Raw genomic sequence first — 12702 nt, forward strand, 5'->3', positions numbered from 1 at the left:
ACCGTCGATAAGAGGTCTCTCGCCATGGCTGAACTGACCAGTCTCGAACGCTTGCAGCCGTCCTTGCTCGATCGCTTGAGCGATGACTACCCCGAGCAGGTCGCAGAGCCTCGCGACCAGCGCATTTTGTCCATGCGCGGCTTGCGCAGGGCGGTACTGCGCGACCTGGGATGGCTGCTCAACAGCACCAGCCTGGGCAGCGTCCGTGATCTGAGTGAGTCGCCATTGGCGGGGCAATCAGTGGTCAATTTCGGCCTGCCCGATCTGGCTGGAAAAACCGCCGCCGGCCTGGACCGTGAAGCATTGGGGCGGCGCATTTGCCAGGCGATCCGGGATTTCGAACCGCGGATTTTGCGCGACAGCCTGCGTGTGGTGCCGGTTGCTCCCGCAGGCACACTCACCAGTCCCAACCAGATGGCCTTTGAAATTCATGGCGAGCTTTGGGGCCAACCGTTGCCCGAACGCCTGTACCTGAAGACCGAACTCGACCTCGAAGCAGGTGAAGCGCGGATCTTTGATATTGAGACAAGGGGCGTACGGTGAACGAAAAATTGTTGCGCTACTACGAGCGTGAGCTGGCCCACCTGCGGGAAGTCGGCGGTGAATTCGCCCGCGACTACCCCAAGGTGGCCGGCCGCCTGGGGCTGGAAACCTATGCCTGTGCCGACCCCTATGTGGAGCGGCTGTTGGAGGGGTTCAGCTTCCTCGCCGCACGGGTGCAATTGAAGATCGATGCCGAATTCCCCCAGTTTACCCATCACCTGCTGGAGCTGGTCTACCCGCACTACCTGGCGCCGACGCCATCGATGGCGGTCGTGCAACTGCAGCCGGACATGGGCGAAGGCAACCTGGTCGCTGGCTATAAAGTGCCGCGCAACACGGCATTGCACAGCCAGTTGGGCAAGGCTGACCAGACCGCCTGCGAGTTTCGCACGGCCCACGAGGTCACCCTGTGGCCGGTGGCGTTGGTCGAGGCGCGTTACTTCGCCTGCGGCACGCACGTGGCCGGGGTCGACCTGTCGCGCCTCGGCACGGTCAAGGCCGCCCTGCGCCTGCGTCTGAGCGTGGGGGCTGGCCTGAGGTTCAGCGACCTGTCCCTCGACACGCTGGCGTTGCACCTGCGAGGTGGCGACGCCATGCCGTCGCGCGTCCTGGAACAGCTGCTGGCCCAGGCGGCGGGTGTGTTGGCGATGCCTGTGCAAGCGCCTGTGCCCTGGCACCAGATCCTGCCCAACAGTGCGCTGCGCAGTGCCGGCTATAGCGACAGCGAAGCCTTGTTGCCCTGCGGGCCACGTTCGTTCCAGGGCTATCGGTTGTTGCAGGAATACTTCGCCCTGCCGCAACGCTTCATGTTCGTCGACATCGTAGGGTTGGGCCCCAGTGTCAGCCGCTGCACGACCGAGCAACTGGATGTGATCGTGTTGTTCAAACAGGTGGACCCGCTGCTGGAGCAAAACCTCAGTGCGGCCAATTTCGCCCTGTATTGCACGCCGGTGATCAACCTGTTCCCGATGCGTACCGAGCGCGTGCATCTGACCCAGCAATGCCCTGAGTACCACGTCAACCCCGACCGCACGCGGCCGATGGATTACGAGATCCACCAGATTCAAGCGGTGACCGGTTATGGCAGTGGCGCCGAAGCCAGCCAGACCTTCGAACCCTTTTACCGCGCCAATGACCTGCATGGGGGCACGCCGCCGCGTGCTTACTACCAGGTACGGCGCGACACGCGGGTCTTGTCCGAGCAACAGCGCAGTCGCGGCCAGCGCTCCAGCTATGTGGGCAGCGAGTTGTTTGTATCGTTGGTGGACGGCGGGCAAGCCCCGTACCGCAGTGACCTGCGCCAATTGGGCATCGACGCCCTGTGCAGCAACCGCGACCTGGTGCTGAGCATGCCGGTGGGCACTGGTCGCACCGACTTCAGCACCGAATCCGCTGCGCCGCTGCAGTCAGTGCGATGTGTGGCGGGCCCCACGTTGCCGGCGCCATCGTTCGTCGAGGGCGAAACCGCCTGGCGCCTGGTCAGCCATTTATCCCTCAACTACCTGTCGTTGCTGGACCAGGACGCGGAGCAGGGCGCCGTCGCCTTGCGTGACCTGCTGCGCCTGTATTGCCGTGTCGACGACGCCGTCGCGCATAAACAGATCGACGGCCTGCGCGCCGTGACCGCCGTGAGCATCGTGCGGCGCCTGCCGTTGCCGGGGCCCGTCACCTATGGGCGGGGCTTGCAGATCAGCGTGAGCGTGGATGAAGCGGCCTTCGAGGGCACGGGCGCCTGGGTGCTGGGCTCGGTTCTGGAACAGTTTTTTGCCAAGTACGTGTCGCTCAACGCCTTCACCGAGACGCGGATCACGAGCACGGCACGTGGCGTGATCATGCAGTGGCCAGCGCGGGTGGGCAGATGCGAGATCCTTTGACCCTGCTCAGTGCCCTTGAAGCGCACCCGGCGCGTTTTGATTTCTACACCGCCTTGCGCCAGTTGGAGTGCGCCTTTGCACACCTGCCGCGCATCGGCCAGGCCACGCGCCCGGCGGATGAGGCGGTGCGTTTCGGCCAGCATCCGTCGCTGGCGTTCGAGCCGGCAATGATTGCCGGCCTGGTCCCGGGCGCCACGCCGAAACTGCTGCTGAATTTCTTCGGCCTGCTGGGCGCCAATGGCCCCTTGCCGACGCACCTCACCGAATACATCCGCGATCGGCAACGCAACCTCAACGACCCCACGCTGGCGGCGTTTTGCGACGTGTTCCATCACCGCATGATCAGCCTGTTCTACCGCGCCTGGGCGAGTGCACAGCCGACGGTGAGCCTGGACCGACCGGGCGCAGATCGCTTCGCCGGCTATTTGGGCGCATTGATCGGCATCGGCATGCCGTCGCTGCAGGCGCGTGATGGTGTGGTGGATGTCGCCAAGCTGCATTTCGCCGGACGCCTGGGACCGCAGACGCGCAATGCCGAGGGCTTGGCGGCATTGCTTGGCGACTACCTCGGCGTACCGGTGCAGGTCGAGCAATTTGTCGGCCACTGGATGAGCTTGCCCGACGACGGCCTGTGCACCCTGCGCAGCGGCCCCGACGCGGCTGTACTCGGCCAGGCCACGGTCCTGGGCAGGAAAGTCTGGAACGCCCAGCACAAGTTTCGCCTGCTGATCGGCCCCCTGGACCTGGCGCAGACCCGCCGCCTGCTGCCCGGTGGGGACAGCCTGCAACGTCTGCAGGACTGGGTGCGCCAGTACGTTGGCCTGGCGATGGACTGGGACGTCAACCTGATCGTCAAGAAACGCCACCTGCCGCGCTTTCGCCTGGGCTCCACGCGATTGGGCCGCACCAGTTGGCTGAGCAGCAGGACGCCCCGTAGGGATGATCGGCAATTGCTGATCAATCCTCGAACCGCATTTTTCTCGCAAGGACCTGTCCATGGCTGATATCAGTCGCGTCGCGCTTTTCGGCAAGCTCAACAGCCTGTGCTACCGGGCGATTGAAAGCAGCACCGTCTTCTGCAAACTGCGGGGCAACCCGTATGTGGAGGTGGTGCATTGGTTGCAACAGTTGCTGCAACTGACCGACTCGGACCTGCTGCGCCTGATCCGCCATTACGGCATTGATCCGGCGGTGCTGGACCGCGACCTCACCGCCGCCCTCGACCGCTTGCCACGGGGGGCGACGTCGGTCACGGACCTGTCCTCCCAGGTCGAGGAAACCGTCGAGCGTGCCTGGGTCTATGCAACGTTGATGCTGGGCGAGTCCCAGGTGCGTTCAGGTCATTTGCTGCTGGCACTGCTGAAAACCCCGGCCTTGCGCCACGGTGTGTATGGGCTGTCCCGCGAGTTCCATAAGGTCAGCATCGAAGCCCTCAGCGCGCAGTTTGGCGCACTGCTCCAGGGCTCGCCTGAGGCACAGATGACGGCCAGCGACGGATGCCAGGTACCGGGTGAGGCGGTTGGCGCACTGGCACCCACCCGCTTGCAAGCCTTGCAGCGCTTTACCGTCGACCTCACCGAGCAAGCGCGCCAGAACAGCATGGACCCCATCGTCGGACGCGATGAAGAGATCCGCCAGGTCATCGATATCTTGATGCGCCGCCGCCAGAACAACCCGTTGCTGGTGGGCGAGGCGGGCGTGGGCAAAACCGCCGTGGCGGAAGGGTTTGCCCAGCGCATTGCCTGCGGCGACGTGCCGCCGAGCCTCAAGGACGTGCGCTTGCTGGCGCTCGATGTGGGGCTGTTGCAGGCCGGCGCGAGCATGAAAGGCGAGTTTGAACAACGCCTGCGCTCGGTCATCGATGAGGTTCAGGCCAGCGAACAACCGGTGGTGCTGTTTATCGATGAAACCCACACCCTGGTCGGTGCGGGTGGCGCCGCCGGGACCGGCGATGCTGCCAACCTGCTCAAGCCGGCGTTGGCCCGTGGCAGCTTGCGTACCCTGGGCGCAACCACCTTCAGCGAGTACAAAAAACACATCGAAAAAGACCCGGCGTTGAGCCGGCGCTTCCAGACCGTGCAGGTCGATGAGCCGGATGAAAGCCGAGCGTTGCTGATGTTGCGGGGCCTGGCCCACACCCTGCAGGCGCACCATCAGGTGCAGATCCTCGATTCGGCGCTGGAAGCGGCAGTGCGCCTATCCCACCGTTATATTCCGGCGCGCCAGTTGCCCGACAAGGCGGTCAGCCTGATCGACACCGCCTGCGCCCGTGTCGCCGTCAGCCTGCATGCCACCCCGGCTGAGGTGGATGACAGTCGCCGACGTATCGAGTCCCTGGAAACCGAGCTTGGGATCATCGGACGTGAAACCGCCATGGGCGTGGACACTGCCAGTCGCCGAGCTTCGGTCCTGGCGTTGCTGGCGACCGAGCGCGAGCGCCTGGATGGAGTGCAAGGACGTTGGGCCAACGAGTTGGCGGTGGTGGCGCAGATCCAGCGCCTGCGCAACCAACTCGCCGAGTCAGACGACCGCGCCGCCGGCCTGGTAGAGCTGCGCCAGTTGCAGCAGCACCTGGCGGCCTTGCAAGGTGAACACCCGTTGGTGCTGATCAATGTCGACGAACACGCCGTGGCCGCGGTGGTGCAGGGCTGGACCGGCATCCCCGTGGGGCGCATGGTCAAGAACGAAGTCGAAACCGTGCTGCGCCTGGCAGAACGCCTGGGCCAGCGCATCATTGGCCAGGACCATGGGCTGGAGATGATCGCACGGCGCATCCACACCTCCCGCGCCGGCCTCGACAACCCTGGCAAACCGGTCGGTGTGTTCATGCTCGCCGGCCCCTCCGGGGTGGGCAAGACCGAGACCGCTCTGGCCCTTGCCGAGGCGTTGTATGGCGGCGAACAGAACGTCATCACGCTGAATATGAGCGAGTACCAGGAAGCCCATAGCGTCTCCACCCTCAAGGGCGCACCGCCCGGTTACGTGGGCTATGGCGAAGGCGGCGTGCTCACTGAGGCCGTGCGGCGCAAACCCTACAGCGTGGTGCTGCTGGACGAGGTGGAGAAGGCTCACCCGGATGTGCACGAGGTGTTTTTCCAGGTGTTCGACAAGGGCTGGATGGAGGACGGCGAAGGTCGAATCATCGACTTCAAGAACACCCTGATCCTGCTCACCACCAACACCGGCACCGACCTGATCAGCCACCTGTGCCGCGATCCGCACACCCGGCCTGCGCCGGACGCCATAGCCAAGGCTCTGCGCAAGCCGCTGCTGGAGGTGTTCCCGCCGGCCCTGCTCGGGCGCTTGGTGGTCATCCCGTACTACCCGCTGAGCGACGCCATGCTCGCGCGCATCATCCGCCTGCAACTGGGGCGGATCGAGCAGCGCATCACCGAGGGCTACAAAATCCCATTCACTTACAGCGATGACGTGGTGCAGTTGATCGCCAGCCGCTGCACCGAATTGGAGAGCGGTGGGCGGATGATTGACGCGATTCTGACCCATTCCATCCTGCCGACCATCAGCGCGCAGATGCTCAGCCGTCTGCTCACTGGGCCACCGGCCGCCTGTGTGGCGGTCACGGTAGAGGGGGCTCAGTTCGGTTACCGGTTCGAGTAGTGAGCCGCTTTTTCATTGATGACAGGAGTGGCACCCATGCCCGCGACCCAAACCCACCGCGAAATCCAGGTCACCAGCGTATTGCCTGTCGATGTGCTGCTGTTTCGGCGCATGCAGGCGTTCGAAGGGTTGTCGCAACTCAGCGAGTACACGCTTGAGCTGTACAGTGAGCGCGGCGACTTGAATATCAACGACCTGCTGGCGACTCCGATGACCGTTGCGGTGGACCTGCCCACAGGCGGCAGCCGCTACTTCAGCGGGCACGTCAGCCACTTTTCGGTGACCGGTTGCCAAGGCCGCTATGCGACCTATACGGCGGTAGTGCGCCCCTGGTTGTGGTTCCTGACGTTGGCCAGCGACTGTCGGATATTCCAGGCACTGAGCGTGCCGCAGATCCTCAAGCAGGTGTTCGCACCCTATAGCATCGCCGACGTCGACACCTCGGGCCTGAGCGGCAGCTACCCGGCGTTGACCTACTGCGTGCAATACCGCGAGAGCGACTTCAACTTCGTCAGTCGGCTGATGGAACGGGAGGGTATCTACTACTTTTTCAAGAGTGCGGCCGGGCGTCATACCATGGTGCTGGCCGATTCTTATGGCGCTCATTCACCGGCGCCGGGCTACGCGCAGGTGCGCTTCAGGCCGAGTGACGACCCTGCCATCCGCCACAGCGAGGTGATCTATGACTGGCGCATGAGCGGCGAGGTGGCGCCAGGCGGCTACACCCTGCAGGATTTCGACTTTGAACGGCCGGCTGCCAACCTGCTCGCCAAGTCGACCCTGGCCGGTGATTATCCGCAGTCGCGCCATGAGCGATATGACTATCCAGGCCAGTACACCGAGCGCAAGCACGGCGAAACCTACGCCCGGAGCCTGATCGAATCCGCGCATGTCGGCACCTGTCGCGTCACGGCGGCCACCGGCGCGCGCGGCTTGTTTCCGGGTGCCTTGATGACCCTTGTTGAGCACCCGCGCAGTGAGCAGAACGCCGAGTTTCTGGTGCTGGAGGCGCGCTATAGCGTGTCTTCGGCCCCCTATGAACCGACCCCAGCGGACGATCGCGCTCCGCTGTTCACCTGTGAGTTCGTCGCGCTGTCGTGCCAACAACCATTCCGCGCGCCGTGCCTGGCGCGCAAGCCGCTGATGCACGGCCCACAGACGGCCATCGTGGTGGGCAAAGAGGGCGAGGACATCTGGACCGACAAATACGGGCGCATCAAGGTGCAATTTCACTGGGACCGCGAGGGCCAGCGTGACGAAAACAGTTCGTGCTGGATCCGCGTGGCCCAGGGCTGGGCCGGCAAGCGCTGGGGCAGCCTGTATCTGCCGCGTATCGGCCAGGAGGTGGTGGTCAGCTTCCTTGAGGGCGACCCCGACCGGCCGCTGGTCACCGGCAGCGTGTATAACGCCGACACCCTGCCGCCGTATGCATTGCCGGAACATGCCACACGCTCAACGATCATGAGTCGCTCGTCCAAGGGCGGCGGTGGTTACAACGAGCTGCGCTTCGACGACAAGAAAGGCGCTGAACAGGTGTTCCTGCACGCGCAGAACAACCTCGATCAGCGCGTGCTCAAGGACTCCCTGGAGTGGGTGGGCGGCGACCGTCATACCAAGGTCGACAAGGATCTGTGCGAGCAGGTCGGCGGTGACCGGCACTCGTCAGTCGGCGGGGCTCGCAACGAGAAAGTCGAAGGGGCACTCTCGATGACTGCCGGCGCCGACATGATCCTCGCGGGTGCGTTGAAGACAGGCGTCAGCGCCGGTACCGACGTGTATATCAAAGGCGGCATGAATGTGGTGATCGAGGCGGGTGCGGGCATCACCCTGAAAGTCGGCTCGACCTGCCTCAACATCACGCCGGGCGGGATCCTCGCGTCGGTCGCCCCCGTACCCTCGCCAGCGGCCGGTATGGCCGCCACGGCGCTGGCGCAGTCGGCTGCTACCGGTCCTGCGGGCGTACCGCAACTGCCCAAGGAGGCCGACGATGGCCAGTAATGTTCTGCAGCGGGCGCGTCCGCACCAGTGGGAAGTTTATGGCTTGGAATAACAAAGTGGTCTGGTCCGAAGGCATGCTGTTGCAGCCCCAGCATCTGCAACAACATGACCGTTTCCTGCAGGCCCAACTGGAAGCGCGGGTCGGTCGGTTGCGCGCCTATGGGTGGGGCTTTTCCACACTGGAAATCGACCGGCAGCAACTGGCGCTGGGCAAACTGGCCTTGCTGTCCTGTGACGGGGTATTCCCGGATGGCACGCCGATGGGCTTGCCGTTCACCGATGAGATGCCGTTGCCCCTGGACATCCCTGCCGATGCCCGCGACCTGAACGTGGTGCTGGCGCTGCCCAGCCTGCGTCCCGGCGGGGTGGAAGTGGACGACGATCCGGGTTGGGAAAATTTCGCCCGCCATCGCAGCGTTGAATACGAAGCCTGGGACAGCAATGGCCTGGACAGCAGTGCGCTGATGAACGTCGGTAAACTGCGACTGCGCCTGGCATTTGCAGGCGACGTGGCTGACGCCCATACCACCCTGGGCATCGCCCGCGTGGTGGAGAAACGCGCGGATAACAGTGTGCTGCTCGACCGCGATTATTGCCCGCCGTGCCTGGACATTCGCGTCGCCGAGCCGTTGGGGCGGTGTATTGATGAACTGTTGGGGCTGTTGCAGCAGCGGGGCGAAGCCCTGGCTATGCGCCTGATTGGCGCTGATGGCAGTGGGGAGACGCACATCGCGGACTTCCTGTTGCTGCAGGTGCTGAATCGCAGCGTGCCGTTGGTGCGCCACTTGTCACTGATGACTGGCCTGCACCCCGAGCAGTTGTACCGCGACCTCGCCAGCCTGGCCGGGGAGTTGGCAACGTTTACCCGCTCCGATAAACGCGCGGCGACGTACCCGGTCTACCGTCATACCGCGCTTGCCGAAACCTTTACCCCGGTGATTGATGACCTGCGTCGCACGCTGTCGACCCTCACGGATGTGCGCGCGGTTGCCATCGCGTTGGAAGAGCGCCAGTTCGGCATTCGCGTGGCGGTGTTGGCGGACAAGGAACTGCTGAGTTCGGCGACGTTCATCCTGGCGGTACAGGCGCAAATACCGGCTGACAGCCTGCGCGACAGTTTTCCGCGTCAGGTCAAGATCGGCTCGGTGGAGAAGATCCGCGACCTGGTCAACCTGCAGTTGCCGGGGATCGGTTTGCTCGCGCTGCCGGTCGCGCCACGGCAATTGCCGTTCCATGCAGGCGCCACATATTTTGAACTGGATCGCGCCAGCGAGTATTGGCAGTTGCTCAGCCAGTCGGCGGGCTTTGCCCTGCATATCGCCGGGGCATTTCCGGGACTGGATATACAGTTCTGGGCGATTCGCAACTGACGGCGGGGGCTGCCTTTAATGCCGTTCAGTCCAGGGAGAACCCTGTACCTGTGGCGAGCGGGCTTGCCCCGCGTTGGGACGCGTAGCGGCCCCAGTAAAGCCGCTGCGGTGTGTCAGGTCGTTTGAGGGCGGCAGTTTTTGGGGCTGCTGCGCAGCCCAACGCGGGGCAAGCCCGCTCGCCACAGGTTAATGTGTACCCCCGTTCTGTTTCTTGATTGAACGGCATCGGGGCTGCCCTGGAAATGCAAAACGGCGCCCGAAGGCGCCGTTTTGTTTACCGCATCGACTAAGCGATCAAACGCCCAGCACCGCGTGCTGCACCAGGGTGAGCAACGGTTGTGGGTACACGCCCAGGAAGAAGGCGAGCAGGGCGATGGCCAGCAGCATCACACCACCGGCTTTCTGTTCCCAGTGCAGCTCGGCATCCACACGGCGCAGGTTTGGCTCGATCAGGTACAGGGTGACCATCACGCGCAGGTAGTAGAACACGCCGATGGCACTGCCCAGCACCAGGGACGCAACCAGCCACCACTCGTGGGCTTCGACACCGGTAGCCACAATGTAGAACTTGCCGATAAAGCCTGCGGTCAGCGGGATACCGGCCAGGGACAGCATCATCACGGTCAGTACGGCGGTCAGGTACGGACGGCGCCAGAACAGGCCGCGGTATTCGTACAGGGCGTCGGCGTCACGGCCTTTGTAAGGCGAGGACATCAAGGTGATCACGCCGAACGCGCCGAGGCTGGTGATCACGTAGGTGACCAGGTACACGCCGATGGCTTCCACGGCCAGGCCTTTGCTCGCCACCAGGGCGATCAGCAGGTAGCCGAAGTGAGCGATGGACGAGTAACCCAGCAGACGCTTGAGGTTGTTCTGGGTCAGCGCCAGCAGGTTGCCGAACAGGATCGACGCGATGGCGATCACGGTCAGCACGTCGCTCAGTACGCCGGTGTTGGCCGCAGGCGAGATCTGGAACAGACGCACCATCACCGCAAACACAGCGACCTTGGACGCGGTCGCCAGGAATGCCGCCACCGGCGCCGGGGCGCCTTCGTACACGTCCGGGGTCCACAGGTGGAACGGCACCAGCGACAGCTTGAACGCCAGGCCGATCAGCATCATCGCCAGGCCCAGTTGGGCAATCGGCGCGGGGCTGTTGGTGGCGGCCAGGGCGTGACCGATACCGGTGAAGCTCAGGCTGCCGGCTTCGGCGTAGAGCAGGGCCATGCCGAACAACAGGAACGCGGAACCGGCGGCCGACAGCACCATGTACTTGATGCCGGCTTCCAGGGAGCGCTTGTTGAAGAAGGCGTAGGCCACCAGGCCGTAGGTCGGGATCGACAGCAGTTCCAGGCCGATGAACAAGCCGGCCAGGTGCTGCGCGCTGACCAGCACGATACCGCCGGCCGCAGCCAACAGGATCAGCAGATACAGCTCTTCGCGGTTGCCCGGGTAGCCGGTGCCGCCTTCGCCGAGGTAGGCGTGGGCGAGGGTGACGCAGGCGAGGGTGGCGACGAGGATCAGCGCGATATACAGCAGCGCGAAGTCATCGACCATCATCAGCGGAGTCACCGCCAGTGGCGCGACCTTGAGTGCCGGGATAATCGACAGCAAGGCCAGGTTCAAACCGGCGCAGGACAGCAGGAACGTTTGTGAATGATTGCGGCGCCAGGCGATCGCCAGCATCACCACCACGATGGTGAGGCTGGTGATCAGCAGCGGCGCAAGCGCGATAAAGTGTTGGATCGTGAATTCCATAGCGCTCTTACCGGGCCGAAGCGAGTTGAGAGAAGGCGGTGCCGAACCACTGCTGCACGCCATGCATCGTCGCGGCAGAAGTGTCCAGGAACGGTTGCGGGTACACGCCGATGTAGATCAGCAATACCGCAAGGCCGAGCACCATGATCAGTTCGCGAGCATCCATCCCTTTCAGGACGGCGTCGGACTTGGCCGGGCCGAAGTAGGCGCGGTGGATCATGATCAGCGAGTAGACCGAGCCGAATACCAGGCCGGAGGTAGCAATGGCGCTGATCCACGGCGTTTGCACGAAGGCACCCATCAGGATCAGGAACTCGCCGATGAAGTTACCGGTACCCGGCAAGCCCAGGGAAGCGGCGGCGAAGAACAGGCTGATCGCCGGCAGGTACGCAATGCGCGACCACACGCCGCCCATCTCACGCATGTCACGGGTGTGCAGGCGCTCGTACAACTGGCCACTCAGGATAAACAGTGCGGCGGCCGAGACACCGTGGGCCAGCATCTGGATCACAGCGCCTTGCAACGCCAACTGGCTGCCGGAGTAGATGCCGATCAGTACGAAGCCCATGTGGGAAACGGACGAGAAGGCAATCAGACGCTTGATGTCGGTTTGCGCGAACGCCAGGAACGCACCGTAGAAGATCCCGATCAGACCGAGGGTCATGGCAATCGGCGCAAACTCGGCCGAGGCATTCGGGAACAGCGGCAGGGCGAAACGCAGCAGGCCGTAGGCCGCCGTCTTCAGCAGGATACCGGCCAGGTCCACGGAACCGGCGGTCGGCGCCTGGGCGTGAGCGTCAGGCAGCCAGGAGTGGAACGGCACCACCGGCAGCTTCACCGCGAAGGCGATGAAGAAGCCCAGCATGAGGATGTACTCGGTGGTCAGGGACATCTTGGTTTTCAACAGGTCGGCGTAGTTGAAGGTAATCACGCCCGTCGAGTTGAAGTTGACCAGTACCAGGCCCAGGATCGCCACCAACATGATCAGGCCGGAAGCCTGGGTGAAGATGAAGAACTTGGTCGCCGCGTAGATCCGGGTTTTCTTGCCGTCCGAAGAACTGTGACCCCAGAGCGCGATGAGGAAGTACATCGGCACCAGCATCATTTCCCAGAAGAAGAAGAACATGAACAGGTCGAGGGCGAGGAACACGCCGACAACGCCGCCCAGGATCCACATCAGGTTCAGGTGGAAGAAGCCCACGTGACGCTGGATCTCTTTCCAGGAGCAGAGTACCGAGAGGATACCCAGCAGGCCGGTCAGCAGGATCATCAACAGCGACAGGCCATCAAGGGCCAGGTGCACGTTGATGCCGAAGCGTTGGATCCACACGTGCTTGAATTCAAGCGCGAACGTTGGATCGACACCCGGTGCCGGAGCAAATGAATAGTCGCCATGGGCCCACAGCCAGAGGCCGAGTGCGAGTTCCAGGGACATGGTCAGCAACGCAATCCAGCGGGGGAGGGTGGCGCCGAAGCGTTCACCCATCCAGCAGAGCAGGCCGCCGATAAAGGGGATCAGGATTAGCCAGGGCAGAATCATG

General features: G+C 63.7%; 8 protein-coding genes. 6 read left to right on the forward strand and 2 right to left on the reverse strand.

Annotated features, from left to right (window positions below; translation table 11 throughout):
- Window positions 1-24: 24 nt before the first annotated feature.
- Genes tssE through tssK form a run of 6 tightly spaced genes read left to right on the forward strand, consistent with a single transcriptional unit; the run spans window position 25 to window position 9403 of the window.
- The gene (gene tssE, locus AD670_RS03765) at window positions 25-543 is read left to right on the forward strand and encodes a type VI secretion system baseplate subunit TssE (protein WP_053128476.1); all 519 of its coding nucleotides are present in this window, start codon (window positions 25-27) and stop codon (window positions 541-543) included.
- The gene (gene tssF / locus AD670_RS03770) at window positions 540-2417 is read left to right on the forward strand and encodes a type VI secretion system baseplate subunit TssF (RefSeq protein WP_053128482.1); all 1878 of its coding nucleotides are present in this window, start codon (window positions 540-542) and stop codon (window positions 2415-2417) included. The genes tssE and tssF overlap by 4 nt, the downstream gene beginning before the upstream one ends.
- The gene (gene tssG / locus AD670_RS03775) at window positions 2402-3421 is read left to right on the forward strand and encodes a type VI secretion system baseplate subunit TssG (protein WP_256243858.1); all 1020 of its coding nucleotides are present in this window, start codon (window positions 2402-2404) and stop codon (window positions 3419-3421) included. The genes tssF and tssG overlap by 16 nt, the downstream gene beginning before the upstream one ends.
- Complete coding sequence (tssH, locus tag AD670_RS03780; protein WP_053128485.1) at window positions 3414-6035, forward strand: type VI secretion system ATPase TssH; 2622 nt, start codon at window positions 3414-3416, stop codon at window positions 6033-6035. Before tssG ends, tssH begins: the two co-directional genes overlap by 8 nt.
- 36 nt (window positions 6036-6071) lie before the next feature.
- Window positions 6072-8033, forward strand: a complete 1962-nt coding sequence (locus tag AD670_RS03785; protein ID WP_053128486.1) for a type VI secretion system Vgr family protein — start codon at window positions 6072-6074, stop codon at window positions 8031-8033.
- Between the two features lie 38 nt (window positions 8034-8071).
- Window positions 8072-9403, forward strand: a complete 1332-nt coding sequence (gene tssK, locus AD670_RS03790; RefSeq protein WP_053128586.1) for a type VI secretion system baseplate subunit TssK — start codon at window positions 8072-8074, stop codon at window positions 9401-9403.
- Between the two features lie 294 nt (window positions 9404-9697).
- On the opposite strand, the gene nuoN is transcribed toward tssK, so the two are convergent.
- Both nuoN and nuoM read right to left on the reverse strand, forming a co-directional pair.
- Window positions 9698-11161, reverse strand: coding sequence for an NADH-quinone oxidoreductase subunit NuoN (gene nuoN, locus AD670_RS03795; RefSeq protein ID WP_053128487.1), 1464 nt, complete (start codon window positions 11159-11161; stop codon window positions 9698-9700).
- Between the two features lie 7 nt (window positions 11162-11168).
- Window positions 11169-12701 (reverse strand): NADH-quinone oxidoreductase subunit M, encoded by a 1533-nt coding sequence (gene nuoM, locus AD670_RS03800; RefSeq protein ID WP_048728604.1) that lies wholly within the window; start codon window positions 12699-12701, stop codon window positions 11169-11171.
- Window position 12702: the final 1 nt, after the last annotated feature.

Source organism: Pseudomonas sp. MIACH (genome assembly GCF_001269925.1).
Classification (GTDB): Bacteria; Pseudomonadota; Gammaproteobacteria; order Pseudomonadales; family Pseudomonadaceae; genus Aquipseudomonas.

Coding starts and splice junctions, on each gene's coding strand:
- tssE (WP_053128476.1), top strand. CDS start 25: ATGGCTGAACTGACCAGTCTCGAACGCTTGCAGCCGTCCTTGCTCGAT.
- tssG (WP_256243858.1), top strand. CDS start 2,402: ATGCGAGATCCTTTGACCCTGCTCAGTGCCCTTGAAGCGCACCCGGCG.
- tssH (WP_053128485.1), top strand. CDS start 3,414: ATGGCTGATATCAGTCGCGTCGCGCTTTTCGGCAAGCTCAACAGCCTG.
- AD670_RS03785 (WP_053128486.1), top strand. CDS start 6,072: ATGCCCGCGACCCAAACCCACCGCGAAATCCAGGTCACCAGCGTATTG.
- tssK (WP_053128586.1), top strand. CDS start 8,072: ATGGCTTGGAATAACAAAGTGGTCTGGTCCGAAGGCATGCTGTTGCAG.
- nuoN (WP_053128487.1), bottom strand. CDS start 11,161: ATGGAATTCACGATCCAACACTTTATCGCGCTTGCGCCGCTGCTGATC.
- nuoM (WP_048728604.1), bottom strand. CDS start 12,701: ATGATTCTGCCCTGGCTAATCCTGATCCCCTTTATCGGCGGCCTGCTC.